This is a genomic window from Paenibacillus sophorae (assembly GCF_018966525.1).
Lineage (GTDB): Bacteria > Bacillota > Bacilli > Paenibacillales > Paenibacillaceae > Paenibacillus_AQ > Paenibacillus_AQ sophorae.
In genome coordinates, this window is record NZ_CP076607.1 from 234,368 (window position 1) to 252,816 (window position 18,449).

An 18,449-nucleotide genomic window follows, 5' to 3' on the forward strand; every position below is an offset into this window, starting at 1 on the left:
TATAAGGCTAAATAAGCGCTCAGCTTATGATTACTTATATTTTAAGACTGCGCGTTTGCACCCGCTACGATCTCGGTGATTTCCTGCGTAATTGCCGCCTGACGGGCACGGTTGTACGTAAGCGTCAGATTTCCGATCATTTTCGAGGCATTCTTGGTCGCACTGCCCATTGCCGTCATCTTCGCGCCCAGTTCGCTGGCTTTACCGTCAAGAATGGCGCTGTAAATCAAAGTCTCCGCATATTTCGGCAGCAGAACCTCCAATACGCCTTCCGGCGACGGTTCATATTCATAGCCCGCTTTAAGCTCATGACTTTGAGAGTCTTCCGACTGTCCGATCCCGTCCATCGGCAGCAGCCGCACTACAGTCGGAACTTGGCTGATCGGATTCACAAACACGTTATAACAGATATAGATCTCGTCAAACACGCCTTCCTCGAATTGTCCCACCGCCGAATATGCGATCTCCTTGATGTCGGCAAAAGACGGGGTGTCGGACAGCTCGGTGACTTCCTCGACAATCGGATAATCGCGCCGGCGCAGGAAGTCCCGCCCTTTGCGGCCGATGACAAACAGGCCGTATTCGTCCTTGGAGTTGTGGCGCTCCTGAATTAGCGTCGTCACCTTACGCAAGACGTTGGCATTGGAACCTCCGGTAAGGCCGCGGTCTGAAGTGACCACAATATATCCGGTCTTCTTGACGGGGCGACTCACCAGCATGGGATGCTGGATTCCTTTCGTACCGGAAGCGATATTCGACACGACTTCTTTCAGCTTCTGCGAATAGGGGCGGGCCGCTTCCGCTTTCTCCTGCGCCTTTCTCAGCTTGGAGGCGGCGACCATTTCCATCGCTTTGGTGATTTGTCTGGTGTTCTGAACGCTCTTGATTTGACGTTTAATATCACGCATGCTTCTTGCCATGATTTCACCACCTATAAGCTTTGGCGAAGCCAAAGCTGGCTTCGTAAGCATAATCTTTGTGCCTATGCTGTGCAAAAGTTAATTCGCAAGCATACTCTGTGCTTTGGCGAAGCCAAAGCTGGCTTCATGAGTGTATGCCAAGCTCGGGAGAAGTCCGCAAGCCTGGCATACTGCTAATCTTCTTTAATAGTTTGCGTCCAAGATTAATCCTTAGCTTGCCGCAAAGCCTTTTTTGAATTTCTCGATAGCAGCCTTCAGCGCCGCTTCGTTATCAGCAGTCAAGTCCTTCGTTTCCGTTATGGATGCGGCTACTTCCGGCACATTGCTGTCCATATAGGAAAGGAATTCTTTCTCAAAGCGTCTTACATCCTTGACCGGAATCTCATCCAGATATCCTTTGACCGCCGTATACAAGCTGATGACCTGATGTTCAACGGAAAGAGGCTGATTGACACCCTGCTTCAGAATTTCCATCATCCGCGCGCCGCGGTTCAGACGGGCTTGAGTCGATTTGTCCAGATCGGAGCCGAATTGGGCAAAAGCCTGCAGCTCGCGGTACTGTGCAAGGTCCAGACGGAGCGAGCCCGCAACCTTCTTCATCGCTTTGATCTGCGCCGATCCACCTACACGGGATACGGAGATACCGACGTTAATCGCCGGACGCTGGCCGGAGTAGAACAAGTCCGATTCCAGGAAGATCTGGCCGTCAGTAATAGAAATAACGTTCGTCGGGATGTATGCCGATACGTCGGAAGCCTGCGTCTCAATGAACGGCAGGGCGGTCAGCGAACCGCCGCCGAGCTCGTCGCTCAGCTTCGCGGCGCGTTCCAGCAGACGGGAATGGAGATAGAATACGTCGCCAGGGAATGCCTCGCGGCCCGGAGGGCGGCGGAGCAGCAGGGACAGTTCGCGGTAAGCGGCGGCCTGTTTCGACAGGTCGTCATAGATAACCAGTACGTGTTCGCCTTTGTACATGAAGTATTCGCCCATCGCGCAGCCCGCATATGGAGCGATGTACAGCAGCGGCGATGGCTCGGAAGCCGACGCGGTAACGATGATCGTATAGTCCAGCGCGCCGTGGCGGCGCAGGGTTTCCACGACCTGTGCTACTGTGGATTGCTTTTGTCCGATGGCAACGTAAATACATTTCATGCCGTTGCCCTTTTGGTTGATAATGGCGTCGATGGCGATTGCCGTTTTACCGGTCTGACGGTCACCGATAATCAGCTCGCGCTGACCGCGGCCGATCGGCACCATGGAGTCAATCGCCTTAAGGCCAGTTTGCATAGGCTCATGTACCGATTTACGCTCGATAACACCCGGTGCGTTGTTCTCAACAGGACGGAATTCCGTCGTCTCGATAGGTCCCTTGCCGTCCAGCGGCTGACCAAGCGGGTTAACGACACGGCCGAGCAGAGCTTCGCCAACGGGAACCTGCATAATGCGGCCCGTACGCTTAACTTGGTCGCCTTCGCGAATTTCCGTATACTCACCGAGGATAACGACACCGACGTTGCTTTCCTCCAGATTGAGCGCCATGCCTACTACGCCGTTGGAGAACTCAAGCAGTTCGCCAGCCATCGCATTTTCCAGACCGTATACGCGGGCGATCCCGTCGCCGACTTGAATAACGGTTCCGATTTCGGTTACTTCAATATCGGATTTATATTGTTCGATTTGACTTTTAATCAAAGTGCTGATTTCTTCAGGTCTGATGCTCAAGTACGCTCACCCCTATCTTCTGTGCTTATCGTTAAAGGATTTTTCCAGACGTTCCAGCTTGCCGGCAAGGCTGCCGTCGTACAGCGTATCGCCGATGACAACTTTAAGTCCACCCAGCAGGCTTTTGTCGACTACATTAGTAACGCGAATTTCCCGGCCGGACAAAGTGCCGAATTCTTCGGCGACAGCTTTCTTTTCCCGCTCGTCCAGTTCATATGTGGAGTACACGGTAGCGTCGGCAAGACTCAGACTCTCGCCTTCGATCTTGACGTAGCTGTCCAGAAGGTCGGAAAGGATGCTCATTCTGCCGCGCTCAACGAGAAGTTCAAGCGTGTTGATTACAACCGTCGACAGCTTGCCTTCAAGCGCTTTTTTGAGCACCGCCAGCTTGTCTTCTCCCGAAATTTTCGGAGAGCTGATGAATCTTTGAAGATCGATATCCGAAGCCAGTGCGGAGACTAGGGCCTTCAGCTCTTGCTCCACTTCCAACATCTTCTTCTTCTCAAAGGCCACCTCGAACAAAGCCTTCGCGTATCTTTTGGCGACTACCGTATCCTGACTCATGATCTGCCCCCAACCTCTTTGAGGTACTGATCAACGAGCTCCTCCTGCGCGGCGTCCGAGCTAACTTCCTTCTCAAGCAGCTTGGATGCGATTTTTACGGAAGCCGAACCGAGTTCGCTGCGCAGCGCGTCGACGGCCTTGTTCTTTTCGTTCTGAATGTCGCGGACAGCCTCATCCTTGATCCGGGCCGCTTCTAACTTGGCCTGCTCAAGCAATTGTTCGGTTTGCTTGCTGCTTGTCTGTCTGGACTGCTCGATAATGTCATAAGCTTCTTTGCGGGCTTCTTGGAGAGCCTGCTTCTGTTCCTCAACGTAAGCGACCGCCTGCTCCCGCGTCTGCGAAGCTTCATCAATTTGCTGCAACACAAGCTCGCGCCGTTTCTCCATAACGGAGAACAGTGGACCGAAGGCATACTTATTAAGCAGAAAATACAAAATCAGAAATGCAATCAGCGCCAGGACGAGCGATGTAATTGAAAAATTCACTTAAGGTCACTCCTTTCCAGTAACGTTCGTTAAACAACTCCATGGACATGGCCCCTGAGCCAAAAAGAAAGCGCGGAGGGCCGTGGCCTTCCCCGCCAATAGTATAAAGCTTGTTTTAGGCCCCTGCGTAGAAAATGAAGGCCAGAACGACACCGATAATCGGCAATGCCTCTACCAGAGCCACACCAATGTACATTGTCGTTTGAAGAGTCCCTCTAGCTTCAGGCTGACGGGCGATGCCTTCAACCGTTTTGCTGACAATCAGACCGTTACCAATACCCGCGCCAAGCGCGCCCAAACCTATCGCGATTGCTGCTGCGATGTATGCCATAACTCCCATTTGATGAATCCTCCTCAAAATTGTGTGTAATTTGTGATTTCAATATATTTAAAGATCAGACGTACTTGCGTGCGCCTTGATTGAACTAATGATCCTCATGCGTGGTTATCGCCTGTGATATGTACAGGAATGTCAGCATGGTAAAGACAAATGCCTGGATTGAACCGACGAAGATACTGAAGCCCTGCCACACCATAAGCAGCGGGATGGAGGCGACAAATCCAGCAGCTCCGATAGAACCCAGCTTGACTAACTGCGCAATCAGCACTTCCCCGGCGAATATATTACCGAAAAGACGCATTCCGTGGGTCAGCAGTTTGGAGAACTGCTCAATCAGGTTAATCGGTAAAAAGACAGGGAACGGTTGAAGATAATGCTTGAAATACGCTTTTGTGTTGCGAGTGATTCCAAGAAAATGAACGATCAGGAAAATCAATCCGGCCAGTCCCATGGATACTGAAGGATCCGCTGTAGGGGACTTCCACCAGCTTACGCCGACTTCTACTTCCTCTCCCGGATTTGCAGCATGGACCTTATGGATTTCTTCCACAACATTTACAAGCGGTTGATTAAAGAACGTCGCTTTGCTGGCATCATGGTAATCGGTAACAATCCCGAACGGCAATCCAAGCATATTTCCGACAAAAATAAACAGGATCAGTGTGAGTCCAAGACTGAGGAAAGGCTTGCCTTTCTTCAAATCCATAGTGCTGGTCATCATGCCTTGTACAAATTCAACGAGCCATTCCATGAAGTTTTGCATTTTGCCGGGGTTCTCCACGGAAAGATTTCGCGTCCCCAAGCGGGCAATAATCAAGACGATTGTACAGGTAACGACCAGCATCAGCACGATGGACAAATCAATCTCAAGTCCAGCCAGTTTAATCATTGGTGATAAATGCATGTTTCTCACCCCTTTCCTTCAGTATGTTTTCGTTCCTCAATTTGCAGCAAAATAAATCCCATAATAGGAAGTACAAAATAACCGGTCGCAAGACTGGCGCATACTGCGATTTCATTGAAGTAATGAGGAAACTCAAGCGCGAGTACAACCGCCAATATGGACGTGGCTATTCGCACTCCGAAACCTAGAGAGGCTCGGGCTTTGCTTTCACCGGAGGCGGATTTTGCAATTCCTTTCACTTTGTGGGCCATATAAAAAACATTGATGCAGCTTACAGTAGCGCCGAGCACGATACCATGAAGGACGGTGCGGCGATGGGGCATCAATTCAGCGATGATAAAACAAACCACGATAATTCCCGCTATGGTCATAAACATCAGTTTGTTCATTCTGGCTGCGTCATTCATCGCTATCCCTCGTCGCTTTTTTAATAAGGCTCACAATAGCTGCGGCTCCCGACAGCATGCCGAAAAGAACACCTAGACCAACCCACAAACCAGAGTTCCCCCACATGTCCCCAAGCCATTTACCCAGAAAATACCCGCCTATGGTACAGCCGGCAAGATCGACACCGATAGCACTGACAATGCCCATGGTCCGAAACGATTTAACCGCATTCCGATCTTCTTTATTCGGTTGCTCAGGCTGTTTCATAGCACCCCACCCTTGGAATTCCAATTCATTTTACTGAATGTAACAAGAGTTTGTCAACGTGTCATAAACAGGCTTGAAAATCAGCTGAAAGTATGAAAAAAATCACAGTAAATCATTCCGAAACCATACAAACCGTACAGTTGTACTGTAGACTAATGAAAACCTTTTTTCACAATTACGCCTCTTCAGATTGCAAGTTATTTGTGAACATTCTGTGAAATTGATCAGGGCGCTCTTCAATAACTCCGAAGTGATGCAAAATCGCATTGACAATACGTTGCGATGCTTTGCCATCTCCGTACGGGTTGGCGGCCCGGCTCATGGATTGATAGAGGTCTTGATCCGTCAGCAAAGCATGTGTCCGTTGATACACCTTCTCCTCGTCCGTACCTACCAGTTCCAACGTTCCGGCCTCGATGCCTTCCGGGCGCTCCGTCGTGTCGCGCAGCACGAGCACAGGAACCCCAAAGGAGGGGGCTTCTTCCTGTAAGCCGCCTGAATCGGTCAAAATCAAGTGGGTATGCGGATAAAAATTGTGCAAGTCCACGACATCCAGCGGATCGATCAGTTTAATTCTGGGATGTCCGCCCAAAATCTCGTATGCCGGCTCCTTAACGGCCGGGCTCGGATGCACGGGATAACAGATGGCGACATCTTCGAATTCGTCAGCAATCCTTTTGACGGCACGGAAAATATGACGGTGCGGTTCGCCTTGAGATTCCCTGCGGTGCGCCGTCATTAAAATAAGTCTTTTTCCTTCAGCCCATTCCAGTACCGGATGCCGGTAGCCCGGCTGTACGGTATATTGAAACACATCGGTCACCGTATTGCCTGTGATATAAACACTTGATTCTTTTTTGTTTTCATGTCTCAAATTGCCAGCCGACCAGTCGGTCGGAGCGAAGTGCAGGTCGGCGATCACACCGGTCAATTGACGGTTCATTTCTTCAGGATACGGAGAGAGCTTGTTCCAGGTTCGCAGCCCCGCTTCCACATGTCCAACCTGTATCTGCTGCAAAAAGGAGGCGTAGCTGGCAAGAAATGTCGTCAGCGTGTCTCCGTGAACAAGCACCAGATCCGGCTTCGCTTCCCTTAGCACGGGTTCCAACCCTGCAAGAACGCGAATGGAAATTTCGTTCAGCGTCTGCCGGTCCTTCATTACGTCCAAATCGTAATCAGGCACAATGTTAAATACTTCAAGCACCTGATCGAGCAGCTGCCGGTGCTGCGCCGTCACGCAAACCAGCGATTCGATATGTTCGGGATACTTTTGAAGCTCAAGAACCAGAGGCGCCATCTTGATCGCCTCGGGACGGACGCCGAAAATCGTCATAACTTTAATCTTGGACATAACCCATATCCTTTCTTCTGCTGCTTCTGTTTGTTATTTCGTTCCGTACAGCCGGTCTCCGGCATCGCCAAGACCCGGCACGATATAGCCATGATCGTTCAGATGATCGTCAAGCGCGGCGACATAGATGTCAACATCGGGATGGGCTTCCTGAACGGCGGCAACACCTTCGGGAGCAGCGATCAGATTCATCATCTTGATCTGAGTGCATCCGCGGTTCTTGAGCGAAGTGATGGCTGCGATCGCGGACCCGCCGGTCGCCAGCATCGGATCGATGACAATCAGTTCACGCTCCTGCACATCCGTAGGCAGCTTGATGTAATATTCGACGGGCTGAAGCGTTTCCGGATCACGGAACAGGCCGACATGGCCCACCTTCGCCGCTGGAAGCAGCTTCAGAACGCCCTCAAGCATCCCAAGGCCGGCGCGCAGGATCGGGATAAGCCCCAGCATTCTGCCGGAGATGACCTTACTTTCGGTTTCAGCGACCGGAGTTTGCACAGTAATTGTTTCCAAAGGAATATCCCGCGTAATCTCATAGGCCATCAAAGTTGCTACTTCATCTACATGTTCCCTAAATTCCTTCGTATTGGTTCGCACATCGCGTATAAAAGTCAGTTTGTGCTGAATCAAAGGATGATCGCAAATCACCAGTTTTCCCATTCGTTTGTCCCTCCGGTAGCAGTAAGTTTTGTCCAGGCCGCGAGCCCGGGCTAACTCTTTCTCAGCTAAATCCTGTATATTATATCATCACTGATGGCGCATTTCATCTACAAAGGAGGGATTGCCGGTCCGGGAAACTCGGAGTTCCGGCTTTCAGTCTTTCAGCATAAAAATAAGGGACCGTTACCAATCAAAGGGGGTCATCCATTATTTACATTTCCTATTTTCAGGTTTTGCATACTTTTCACAGTTTTTTCACGATATTTCATGAAAATTAGTTGAACATTCTCATTCGCTTTCTGCAACTTTCATATATTTACCACGTGTTTCTGTGAACTTTCTGTCAAAAAAAGCCCCGGCAAGCCGAAAATCGGACATGCAGGGGCTGTAAACGAGACGCTGTGCGGCAGTGGACCGCACCGCGTTTCAGTAATTAGTATTGCAAAGAAGGGTAAATCGGAAAGCGATCGGTCAGCGCAGCGACCCGGCGGGCAGCGTCTTGCAGCGTCGCTTCGTCCTTCGGATTCTTAAGCACAGCGGCGATAAGTTGACCGATCTCGGTCATCGCCTGCTCATCCATGCCGCGCGAGGTAACTGCTGGCGTACCGATCCGGATGCCGCTTGTAACGAACGGACTGGTCGGATCGAACGGAATCGCATTTTTGTTAACGGTGATGCCAATGGAATCGAGTACTTTTTCCGCATCCTTGCCGGTAATGTTCAAATTGCGCGTATCGACCAGCATGAGATGGTTGTCGGTTCCGCCAGAGACGATATTGACGCCTTCGCCCAGCAGAGTTTCCGCCAGCACCTTGGCATTCTTCACCACGTTCTCCGCATAGGTCTTGAAGGACGGCTGAAGGGCTTCGCCGAAGGATACGGCTTTGGCGGCGATGACATGCATCAGCGGACCGCCTTGCGAGCCCGGGAATACGGCCTTGTCAATCGCTGCAGCCCACGGCTGTTTGCAGAGAATCATGCCGCCCCGCGGACCGCGCAGCGTCTTATGGGTGGTCGTGGTCACGAAATGGGCATGCGGAACAGGGCTAGGGTGCAATCCCGCGGCTACGAGGCCGGCAATATGCGCCATATCGACCATGAACAGCGATCCAACGTCGTTTGCGATCGAAGCCAGAGCTTCGAAATCGATTGTGCGCGGATAGGCGCTTGCGCCGGCGACAATCAGCTTCGGACGGTGCTTGAAAGCTGCTTTGCGTACTTCGTTGTAGTCGATAAGGAAGGAATCTTCCTGAACGCCGTAAGCGACAAAATTATAAAGAAGGCCGGAAGCATTCACAGGGCTGCCGTGCGTCAGGTGTCCGCCATGAGCCAGGTTCATACCGAGAACAGTATCTCCGGGCTTGAGCGCGGCGAGGTATACGGCCATGTTCGCCTGCGCGCCGGAGTGCGGCTGCACATTGGCATGATCGGCGCCAAAGAGCTGCTTGGCGCGGTCACGGGCCAGATTCTCCACGATGTCCACATCTTCACAGCCGCCATAGTAACGTTTTCCCGGGTAACCTTCAGCGTATTTATTCGTCAGCACGGAGCCCATGGCCTCAATGACGGCCTCGCTCACGATATTCTCCGAAGCAATCAGCTCAATATTGGCCTTCTGACGCTTAAGTTCCAGTCCCATCGCTTTCAGCACTTCCGGGTCACTTTTGCGCAATTGTTCCATTCTTCTTGTTTCCTCCCTGAATATAGTTTATGAGATGGGGTTATTCTTCCCTAATCACACAGCTTCGAGCCGCTATCCTCCTGCCGCCGGTACACCGCGCGTTCGCCACCGATCAGCGGCGGTCTGGTGTAGGCCGAATTGACGCGGGCTTCTCCGATATAGCGCAGCGATGTCCGGAAAGGCACCGCGACGCGGCGGAGATGCATTCCAATAAGAGTCTCGCCAATATCGACGCCGGCATGAGCCTGCACCGTTTCGGCCAGCGCGGGATCGCTCATCGCGCGGTATGCAGCCGCGCCGAGAGACCCTCCCGCTCCAGGAATCGGCACAGCCGAAACCTCGGTCAGACCGAGCCGCTCCAGCAGACTTCGCTCCATCACAATCGCCCGGTTCAAATGCTCGCAGCACTGATATACCGGATAGAACTCAAACTCCTCGGCAGCCCTGCGGACGCCGGACAGCAGCTGCTCCGCGACCTCGAGCGCACCGCCGGTACCGATGCGTACGCCGGCTACCTCGCTCGTACTGGCCCCGATAATGACCACTTTGCCTGGCCCAATCCGGCCGGCTTCCGCCAGTTCCCGCAGCACGAGATAAGTCTGTTCGGCAATAGACGGCTCTGCCTTGGCAGCGTGTCCGCTTCCGGATAAATCTCGGGCCGAAGGAATAAGTTCCTCCGCCCGATTTTCGTAATGTTTCACCGCTTTACCTCCTAAAAGAGAACCAATGTTGTCTTATACGGATCAGGATGATATAAACGACTCTCTTACATTCTAATCTTTTAAACAAAAAAGAGCAGTCCGCAGACAGCTGCGGAATTGCTCTTTCGCCCAGGCGACCGGCCGTCTACTCCGATGCTCCATCGTGGTTTGTCCACACTTGTCGCCAGTTACACCGGAACCGTTATTTGTCTATATCTTAAATCATGATGCTCGGAAAATCAACCATCTTTACAAACGGCGTAAGGCTTCGAGCTTATCCAGCAGCTTGTGAAGCGACGAACGGATTTCAGCGGCAGCATATTCATAATCCTCGCGGCTTCCGCCGAATGGGTCCATGATATCCGCGCTCGGTATCCGTTGGCGGATCTCAATAATCCGCTGCAGGTCGGCAGCCTTCGGTTCTTGCCCCAGCGAAGCAGCCAGCTCCGTTCCGGCATAGAGACTGTCCAGCTCTTCCAGATCCCTGCGAACCGCTTCCTCATCCTGCACATATTCCTTGAGAGTATGCGTCTTGGATACGGCTTTCGGAAAATAATGCAGCACATGCCTTTTATGGCTTTGGGTAAGGGTCAGCACCAGATCGGCCCAAGTCAGCAGTTCGCCCGAAAGCTGGGAGGAAGTAATATGATCATTAATGCCCTCATCCCGCAATATGGCCGTCGCATGTCTTGACATCGACGTTCCGGCGATCGCGGAAACCCCGGCAGACCGCACCTCCAGATCAAATCCCCGCTCCGCCGCCAGTTTGCGCAGAAGCCCTTCAGCCATCGGACTGCGGCATGTATTGCCGGTGCAGATGAACAAAATATGAAGCATGCAGATCACCTCCATGGGATAATTCTTTTGCCGCTATTGTATCAGAAGATGAACAGCAAGCCAAACCCGAGCAAAATCGCCCCGCCGAGCGCCTCCCCGTATTCTCCGAGTCCACGGCTTACATGCCGTCCAAGCAGCAGCCCGGAGATTGACATCAGTCCGCCGCAGGCCCCGAAGGCCAGCACGGTCAGCAGCACATTGCTCACAAATACGCCAAGCGAGACGCCAACCGAGAACGAATCGATACTGACGCTGAGCGAAATGAGCAGCATTCCCCAAAGCGTGCGGTGGTCCACCCCTCTCATTCCGGCGCCCTCTCCGGTTCGGAACGAGCCCAGCACCATGTGCCCGCCCAGCGCAACGAGCAGCACCCCGGCGGCAATCCCCGCCACCCGGCCCAGCAAGTGCCCGACATAGCTCCCGGTAACAAGTCCGAGCAGTGGCATCAGCACATGAAAAAAAGCAATGAGCAGGCTCATTTGCAGCACATGAAGAAGACGGATGCCCTTCATCCCGATTCCTACGCCAAGCGAAAAGGCATCCATTCCCAGAGCGAGCGCCATGATTGCAATGGTTACGATCTGGCCCCATCCGGCCGGTACTTCTCCCAGGCCCATCACCATACCCCCAAGTCCCGAATATCTTGTAGAACTACAATATGCGGACAAGAGGGCAATCATGCTGTGAACTTAGGAAATAGCGGGTCTATTCGGCGTTGATCACGCGGCCGGCCGCGGCTTTCAGCAGCCGATTCATGATCGCGGAGCCGAGCCCCGTCTCCGGGCAGGCCTCGGCTAAGATATAAGTCGCCCCCGCTTCATCGAAGCGCCGCAGCGCGGCATACAGGGAGCGCGCAGCCGTCTCCGGCGAGGCCAGCGGGCCAAGCGAGACGACGCAGTCGGCGGCGCCGGCGGGATATAGGGGCAGATGCTCCTCGAAGAGGAGCATCCCCGTCGTCTCGCCGCGCCCGCGGGCCGACGCCAGAAGGTCCGCCGCCGTCTTCGCCGCGCCAGCAGGCGAAGCGCCGCGTACTATGCTAAGCCAGCCCTGCGGCGCGTAGTGCGCGTACTTCATGCCCGGCGCGCGCGGCGCCGGGCTGCTCTTCCCCGCCGCGTCCGGGGCGGGGTGGTTTAGAGCCTCCGCGGCTTCCTGCGGAGGCGTGAAATCGGGCGCCGCCGAAGCGCCCGTGACGGCGGCGTCTCCGGCGACGGCGGCCAGCTGCGCCGCCGTGATGCCGCCGGGACGGAGCACGGCGACGGAGCCGTCCGGCTGCACCTGCACGACGGTCGACTCCAGGCCGACGCCTGCGGCTCCGCCGTCCAGCACGCCGCCGATCTTGCCGGCAAGATCGTCCAGCACATGGACGGCCAGCGTCGGGCTCGGCCGCCCGGAGCGGTTGGCGCTGGGAGCGGCTACCGGACAGCCTGCCGCAGCCAGCAGCGCCAGCGCCACCGGATGGTCCGGCATGCGAACTCCTACCGTGTCTAGGCCCGCGGTTACGCGCGGCGACAGCACGCCGGGCCGAAGCGGCAGCACCACGGTCAGCGGACCGGGCCAGTAGGCATCCATTAAGGCCGCCGCTGCTGCGGGCACATCGGTCACAAGCTCTTCAAGCGCCGCCCGGTCGGCAATATGGACGATCAGAGGATTGTCCGAAGGACGCCCCTTGGCCTGGAAAATCGCCTCGACCGCCTCCGTATTACGCGCGTCCGCTCCAAGGCCGTACACCGTCTCGGTCGGAAAAGCGACCGTATCCCCCGCCCTCAGCATCTCCGCCGCCTCCGCAATCGCCTCAAGGTCCGCCGGGCTATCGCTCCGCTCCTGTCCGGCTTCCCTCTCCTCGCAGTTCAGCTTCCAATATTTTGTCTCCATGTTCACAAGCCCCCGTTGCAAGACAGCCCCGCAAAATGAAACCTTCGATTTAAAGCTTGCTCAAATGCTCTGCGGGACCGTGAAATAGTTGATTCACTCATACTCCAAAAATAACGGCCCCACCACGTGGGGCCGCTTATCCTATATGAAAATAGTAACATATCCGACAGCAAAACAATAGAACCTATGCCCACAAGCCTTTGATCCAACTTCCGATTTTGAGCAGCAAATCCCAGACAAAGAACCGTATTTTCGGCTGCTCTGCGGGAGTTTCCGCTTGGGCCGCGCTATCCGCCTGCCGATCAGACGACAGCTCCTCCTGTGCCGCTTTCACTTTTGCCGCAGCACCTTTTCCATCCGCGGATGTCTTCACGGCCTTGGCCTTGGCCTCACCGGCAGGCTTGGCTGCCGCATCGCCCGATCCTGCATCGATGAAGCAAAGCGGCGGGAACAGCACGCACCACCAGTTCTGCCCTTCTCCTTTTCCAAGTGTTACGCGAAGCGCTTCGTATTCTCCAGCGGGATATACCGTCCCTCCGTATAGCTTGGTCGGGAACGGAACAACTCCCAGCTCCACCTTATAGCCGTAGTCGATGCCTCGCTTGCCCAGTTCATTGCCCACCAGTTTGTTCAGTTCCGGCAAATGTTCGCGTATAACAGCACGCGCCTGATCCAGACTCTGCGGGTCCTCAAGTTCAGCGACCCATCCGTTCATCTGCTCCACAATTTTATCGCGGAGCTGCCGCTTCACCAGTTGATCCTGCGCCCCGTCCGAATTCGCGAGAATCCGCAAACGGATCGACTCCTTCGGAATGGGGCCGCCGCTAACCGCGGCATCGGTTTTTTGCCCTTCCCAGGCCATCATGACAAACATTAGGATACAAATTAAAATGGCAGTATACGTAAAGGTCTTGCGTAGCGAATCTCCAGCGATTCCTCGTTTGGCGCTCATTTTGGGATACCCCTCTCCACTCGGCTTCATGTCAGTCAGTATCCCCGGAAAGCGGAGTCCGCAAACCTATGAATCTATTTATTTTGCAGCGTGCATGTACTCTGTTCATAGAGTGCACCTTAAAAGGAGGAGAAGCTTTGAACCCAACCATCCGCTACCCCGCGCCCCTGCTCCCCGGAGGCGTTATTGCCGTCACCGCCCCTTCCAGTGGAATCCGTCCAGAACACATCTGCCTGTTCGAGCAGGCCGCCGAACACGCGCAGGAGCTCGGATTTATCGTCCAGGAAGGCGCCGTTCTCCGTTCTCAGGTCAAATTGGCCCTCGCGCCAGCCGCCGAGCGGGCGGCTGAGCTTCAGGCTTTTTTGCTGGACGATGCGGTTGATGCCGTAATGCCTCCGTGGGGAGGCGAATTTCTCATGGAGATCCTGCCGCTTATGGATTGGGAAAGACTTCGTAAGGCGCCGCCTAAATGGATGATCGGCTATTCGGATACAAGCACCTTCCTGTTCGCTTACACTCTGATTACCGGTTGCGCCACAGCGCATGGCACCAATTTCGTCGATCTGCGGACCCGCCCGCTGGATGATGTTACCGCACGCTGGATGGACGTGGTCGGAACCGCAGCCGGGGGAACGGTTACCCAGACCTCGTCGGCGATGCATCAGTCAGCTTGGGATCTAAGCAAGCCTGGCTTCATCCTGGATACGCCAACAAGATGGCGAACCATTGCCCCAAGCGGCGACAGTGGTGATGACCCCGCCATCTCTTTTGGCGGCAGGCTCATCGGAGGCTGCCTGGAGACGCTGACCACTTTGATCGGTACGCCTTACGCTCCGGTCTCCCCCTTCATCCGCGATTACTGCGGCGAGGAAGGCACGGTCTGGTTCCTGGAAAGCTCGCAGCGGAACGCGGGCGACATTCATAGGCAGCTGTGGCAGATGCGAGAGTGCGGCTGGTTTCAGAACTGCCGGGGGCTGCTGTACGGCAGACCGGCGGGATACGCGCCGGCGCAGGATTTCGAGCTTGCCGATTCCCTGGCCCAGTTCGCAGTGGAACTCGGCATCCCGGTCGTATACAACACCGACATTGGACATGTGCCGCCCCAGCTCACGCTCGTTAACGGAGCCTTGGTGGCAATAACCGCCGGGGGCGGAAGCGGTACGGTTAGCATGAGCTTTAGATAACAAACGCTTGCGACCCGCCGTCAGCAAAACAACCGCCAGGCCCCTTGTAAGGGAATCCTGACGGTTGTTTGTTTTTGTCATATTAGAAGGTTTGGCTCGTCACGCCTCACCCCTGTCTGGCCGGAGCCGTATAAGAAGCCTTCGGCAAATCTTCTTCTTCCTCTTGCCCATGCAGCTTCACGCTCATCACAAGCCCGATGCTCGCCATATTGATCAACAGTGAGGTGCCGCCGTAGCTGATAAAGGGCAGCGTAATTCCGGTCAGCGGCATAAGTCCGGTAAAAGCTCCGATATTCTCAAAAATCTGGTATAGCATCATTGCCACGACGCCGACGATGAGGAACGGTCCGCCTCTGTCCTTGCATTCAAGCGCGATCAGAATCATCCGATGGATCAGTATAAAGTACAGAAGCAGCAAGACGGCGGAGCCGACGAAGCCGAACTCTTCCGCAATCTCCACAAAAATCGAATCCGAATAGGTGTAAGGAACCCGTTCCGACTGTACTGAACTTCCTTTCATATAGCCTTCGCCGCTCATTCCTCCGGAAGCAATCGCAAGCTTGGCGTTCTTCGTATGATAACTGGCCTTCGCGGACGCCTCGTCCGGCACAAGCCAAGGATCAAAGCGTTCCACCAAATGGGGGCGCCATTCATCCAAAAATTTGGAAATGGGTTCATGATAATGAATATATGAGAAAATGCCGCCTCCCACCATCCCGCCTACAATTACCAGTCCGATCAGCGCATGGGAGAATTTGATGTTCCCGATCCAGAGCAGTCCGCCAAGAATGACAATATAGGAAAGCGCGTTTCCCAGGTCATTTTGCATAATAACGATACCGAAAGGAAGCAGCGTCAGCAAACCGAGCGGTACGACATCCTTCCAAAAATGGAGCCGATTCTTGTTCTTCCGAAACAGAAAAGCAGCCAGAAACAAAATGAGGATCAGCTTAAACAATTCAGCAGGCTGAATGCTTAACTTGCCTATTTCAAGCCACCCTTGTGCGCCGTTTTGGACCGTACCGATAAAGCTGACTAGAATCAGCACCCCAACTCCGAAAAGGTATATATAAAGCGCATATTTGATAAGCAAACGATAATCCAACATCGTTAGGCCGAAGAAAGCGATAAACCCAAGGACATAGTATTTCAGCATTTGAATATGAAAACCGTTAGTGTCCCTCCCATGAGTCACACTGTATATCGCCAGAAGACTGATCACCATCAACAGCACAAGAACAACGACGATAACGCCGTCGATTTTTTTAAACTTCTGAAGCAATGCTCTGCCTCCCCGTGGTTTTACTGGCTTTGTCTGCAATAGTGCATCTAACGTGCCGCTTACTTTATTGTAAGGGAACAGGGTAAAAAATACCACTTTCGCCGCCCCAGCTTACGGCTACCGCACAATGCCGATCACATGGCGCGGAATACCCGCGAGATCGGGGACGGTCACGATCTCGTTCCAATGCCCGGCCGCCTTCAGCAGGGCGGCCACCTGCTCCGCCTGCCCGAGCCCGAGCTCGAAGCCGACGAGGCGCGGCGGAGCCGGGAGCAGCGGCAGCTGCTCCATCATGCGGCGATACGGGTCAAGCCCGTCCTCGCCGCCGTCCAGCGCGGTGCGCGGCTCATGGTCGCGCACTTCGCGCTGCAGCCCGGCGATGTCTCCGCCGGGAATGTAGGGCGGGTTGGAGACGAGGATGTCCGTCTCCAGGCCCTTGAACGGCTCGAGCAGGTCGCCGAGCCGCAGCTCCACCGCCGCGCCGAGACGCTCCGCGTTGCGGCCGGCCACGGCCAAGGCCGCCGGCGAGATGTCGCCGGCGAGCACCCGCCACGCCGGCGCTTCGGCCGCCAGCGTGACGGAGATCGCGCCGCTGCCCGCGCCGATGTCGATCGCGGTCAGGCGGAGTCCTCCGCCCTCGGCAGTGTATCCGCCGCCTACAGCCGGTTTGCCCGTATCGCCCGATCCACCCTCGCCATTCACGCCTGCGATCGGTTCACCCGCATTGCCCGCTCCCTGCGGCCACAGCTCAGCCGCATACCGCAGCACGGCTTCCACGAGCAGCTCCGTCTCCGGCCGGGGGATCAGCACATCAGGCGTCACCTCAAAGGGACGGCCGTAGAACTCCTGCTCTCCCGTGATGTACTGCACCGGCTCGCCGCTTCCCCTGCGGGTTACGGCGGTCTCCCACGTCCCCCGCTTATCCGGTGGAAAGGGGTCGGCCATAGCCATATAGTATGCCGCGCCGGACAGTTCCAGCACATGCTCCAGCAGAAGCTGGGCGCTGCGCTGCGGTTCGCTGACGCCAAGACCCCTTAAAAAAGAAGAAGCCTCCGCAAAGGCTTCCCGGATGCTTTGCACCTGCGGCATGATATATGCGCTCTGTTTCAAAGCATTATTCTCCTTTTTCCAGCAGCTCTGCCTGTTCCGCAATGGAGAGTGCCGAAATAATATCTTCGATTTCACCGTTCATGACCGAATCCAGGCGATGCAGTGTCAGGCCGATCCGGTGATCCGTCACCCGGCTCTGCGGGAAGTTGTAGGTCCGGATGCGTTCACTGCGGTCGCCGGTGCCGACCTTGCTCTTGCGTTCGCCGGCATACTTGGCCTCTTCTTCCTGGCGCATCATATCGGATATCCGGGCGCGCAGCACTTGAAGAGCCTTCTCCTTGTTGGAGTTCTGCGACTTGCCGTCCTGACAGGTCGCCACGATTCCCGTAGGAATATGCGTTACGCGTACAGCGGACTTGGTCGTATTGACCGACTGGCCGCCCGCACCGCTGGAACAGAAGGTATCCACGCGGATATCCTTGTCGAGGATTTCGATATCGAGTTCTTCAGCTTCAGGCATAACCGCCACAGTGGATGTGGAAGTATGAATCCGTCCGCCGGATTCGGTTGTCGGGATGCGCTGCACGCGGTGCGCGCCGCTCTCGTACTTCATTTTGCTGTAAGCGCCCCGGCCGTTGATCATAAAGATGACCTCTTTAAAGCCGCCCAGGTCGTTCGTATTGGCGTCCATCAGTTCCACGCGCCAGCCTTGGGTATCTGCAAAGCGGGTGTACATACGGTACAGGTCGGATGCGAACAGAGCCGCTTCGTCACCGCCGGCCGCTCCCCGAATTTCCACAATCACGTTCTTGTCGTCGTTCGGGTCCTTCGGCAGCAGCAAGATACGGGTTTTCTCTTCCAGCTCGGTCTGGCGCTGCGACAATTCCTCGATTTCCATCTTCACCATGTCGCGCATTTCGTCGTCGAGCTTCTCGCCAAGCATCGCTTTGGCGGCGTCGAGCTCTTCCATTACAGTTCTATATTCGCTATAAGCCTCATAGGCGGGTTGCAAATCGGATTGTTCTTTGGAATAGTCCCTCAATTTCTTACTATCGCTTGCAACATCCGGATCGCAAAGCAGTTCACTGAGTTTCTCATAGCGGTCCGCCAGAGATTGCAATCGGTCCAACAAGGGAATTCACCTCTCCTGATTTAAAGTCTAAATATTCCAATCGTATAAAAAAACCGTCTATCCCCTGTCGATCATAACAGGTATACACGACTTTACATTATATCATCTTTTCACCGAATTGGCTACTTATTGGTTTGAATTTCTTTCTAATCTAT

20 protein-coding genes and 1 riboswitch are annotated in these 18,449 nt (G+C 54.6%); of the genes, 1 reads left to right on the forward strand and 19 read right to left on the reverse strand.

Features of this window, described 5'->3' with window-relative positions:
* Positions 1–41: 41 nt before the first annotated feature.
* From atpG to spoIIR, 16 genes are all read right to left on the reverse strand, one after another.
* A complete protein-coding gene (gene atpG, locus KP014_RS01045; RefSeq protein ID WP_036600439.1) occupies positions 42–920 on the reverse strand; it encodes an ATP synthase F1 subunit gamma in 879 nt (292 codons plus the stop codon).
* Positions 921–1,130: 210 nt separating this feature from the next.
* Positions 1,131–2,642: a F0F1 ATP synthase subunit alpha gene (gene atpA, locus KP014_RS01050; RefSeq protein ID WP_036600441.1), complete on the reverse strand. Its 1,512-nt coding sequence runs from the start codon at positions 2,640–2,642 to the stop codon at positions 1,131–1,133.
* Between the two features lie 12 nt (positions 2,643–2,654).
* The gene (locus tag KP014_RS01055) at positions 2,655–3,206 is read right to left on the reverse strand and encodes a F0F1 ATP synthase subunit delta (RefSeq protein ID WP_036600442.1); all 552 of its coding nucleotides are present in this window, start codon (positions 3,204–3,206) and stop codon (positions 2,655–2,657) included.
* Positions 3,203–3,691, reverse strand: coding sequence for a F0F1 ATP synthase subunit B (atpF, locus tag KP014_RS01060; RefSeq protein WP_036600443.1), 489 nt, complete (start codon positions 3,689–3,691; stop codon positions 3,203–3,205). Before atpF ends, KP014_RS01055 begins: the two co-directional genes overlap by 4 nt.
* Before the next feature lie 115 nt (positions 3,692–3,806).
* The gene (gene atpE, locus KP014_RS01065; protein WP_025698224.1) at positions 3,807–4,031 is read right to left on the reverse strand and encodes a F0F1 ATP synthase subunit C; all 225 of its coding nucleotides are present in this window, start codon (positions 4,029–4,031) and stop codon (positions 3,807–3,809) included.
* A gap of 85 nt (positions 4,032–4,116) precedes the next feature.
* Complete coding sequence (gene atpB / locus KP014_RS01070; RefSeq protein WP_036600447.1) at positions 4,117–4,935, reverse strand: F0F1 ATP synthase subunit A; 819 nt, start codon at positions 4,933–4,935, stop codon at positions 4,117–4,119.
* 5 nt (positions 4,936–4,940) lie between these two features.
* Positions 4,941–5,342 (reverse strand): ATP synthase subunit I, encoded by a 402-nt coding sequence (locus tag KP014_RS01075; protein WP_036600450.1) that lies wholly within the window; start codon positions 5,340–5,342, stop codon positions 4,941–4,943.
* Complete coding sequence (locus tag KP014_RS01080) at positions 5,335–5,589, reverse strand: AtpZ/AtpI family protein (protein WP_036600452.1); 255 nt, start codon at positions 5,587–5,589, stop codon at positions 5,335–5,337. Before KP014_RS01080 ends, KP014_RS01075 begins: the two co-directional genes overlap by 8 nt.
* 175 nt (positions 5,590–5,764) lie before the next feature.
* A complete protein-coding gene (gene wecB / locus KP014_RS01085; protein WP_036600454.1) occupies positions 5,765–6,940 on the reverse strand; it encodes a non-hydrolyzing UDP-N-acetylglucosamine 2-epimerase in 1,176 nt (391 codons plus the stop codon).
* 33 nt (positions 6,941–6,973) lie between these two features.
* Positions 6,974–7,603, reverse strand: a complete 630-nt coding sequence (gene upp / locus KP014_RS01090; RefSeq protein WP_025688634.1) for a uracil phosphoribosyltransferase — start codon at positions 7,601–7,603, stop codon at positions 6,974–6,976.
* Between the two features lie 433 nt (positions 7,604–8,036).
* The gene (locus KP014_RS01095) at positions 8,037–9,284 is read right to left on the reverse strand and encodes a serine hydroxymethyltransferase (RefSeq protein ID WP_036600456.1); all 1,248 of its coding nucleotides are present in this window, start codon (positions 9,282–9,284) and stop codon (positions 8,037–8,039) included.
* 50 nt (positions 9,285–9,334) lie between these two features.
* Positions 9,335–9,952, reverse strand: coding sequence for a TIGR01440 family protein (locus KP014_RS01100; RefSeq protein WP_090833886.1), 618 nt, complete (start codon positions 9,950–9,952; stop codon positions 9,335–9,337).
* A 153-nt stretch (positions 9,953–10,105) separates the two neighbouring features.
* Positions 10,106–10,187, reverse strand: a riboswitch (ZMP/ZTP riboswitch).
* A gap of 47 nt (positions 10,188–10,234) precedes the next feature.
* Positions 10,235–10,822 carry a low molecular weight protein arginine phosphatase gene (locus tag KP014_RS01105; protein ID WP_036589134.1) on the reverse strand — a complete coding sequence of 196 codons (588 nt, stop codon included), beginning with the start codon at positions 10,820–10,822 and terminating at the stop codon, positions 10,235–10,237.
* 41 nt (positions 10,823–10,863) lie between these two features.
* A complete protein-coding gene (locus tag KP014_RS01110; RefSeq protein ID WP_090833811.1) occupies positions 10,864–11,439 on the reverse strand; it encodes a manganese efflux pump MntP in 576 nt (191 codons plus the stop codon).
* A gap of 88 nt (positions 11,440–11,527) precedes the next feature.
* Positions 11,528–12,694 carry an L-threonylcarbamoyladenylate synthase gene (locus KP014_RS01115; RefSeq protein ID WP_090833812.1) on the reverse strand — a complete coding sequence of 389 codons (1,167 nt, stop codon included), beginning with the start codon at positions 12,692–12,694 and terminating at the stop codon, positions 11,528–11,530.
* Between the two features lie 184 nt (positions 12,695–12,878).
* Positions 12,879–13,646, reverse strand: coding sequence for a stage II sporulation protein R (spoIIR, locus tag KP014_RS01120; RefSeq protein WP_051500625.1), 768 nt, complete (start codon positions 13,644–13,646; stop codon positions 12,879–12,881).
* A gap of 137 nt (positions 13,647–13,783) precedes the next feature.
* Between spoIIR and KP014_RS01125 the strand changes: the two genes are divergently transcribed.
* Positions 13,784–14,830 (forward strand): S66 family peptidase, encoded by a 1,047-nt coding sequence (locus KP014_RS01125; RefSeq protein WP_036603918.1) that lies wholly within the window; start codon positions 13,784–13,786, stop codon positions 14,828–14,830.
* A 106-nt stretch (positions 14,831–14,936) separates the two neighbouring features.
* On the opposite strand, the gene KP014_RS01130 is transcribed toward KP014_RS01125, so the two are convergent.
* From KP014_RS01130 to prfA, 3 genes are all read right to left on the reverse strand, one after another.
* Positions 14,937–16,112: an FtsW/RodA/SpoVE family cell cycle protein gene (locus KP014_RS01130; protein WP_036603920.1), complete on the reverse strand. Its 1,176-nt coding sequence runs from the start codon at positions 16,110–16,112 to the stop codon at positions 14,937–14,939.
* A 117-nt stretch (positions 16,113–16,229) separates the two neighbouring features.
* A complete protein-coding gene (locus KP014_RS01135) occupies positions 16,230–17,222 on the reverse strand; it encodes a N5-glutamine methyltransferase family protein (protein WP_246590614.1) in 993 nt (330 codons plus the stop codon).
* 4 nt (positions 17,223–17,226) lie between these two features.
* The gene (gene prfA, locus KP014_RS01140; RefSeq protein ID WP_036604195.1) at positions 17,227–18,294 is read right to left on the reverse strand and encodes a peptide chain release factor 1; all 1,068 of its coding nucleotides are present in this window, start codon (positions 18,292–18,294) and stop codon (positions 17,227–17,229) included.
* Positions 18,295–18,449: the final 155 nt, after the last annotated feature.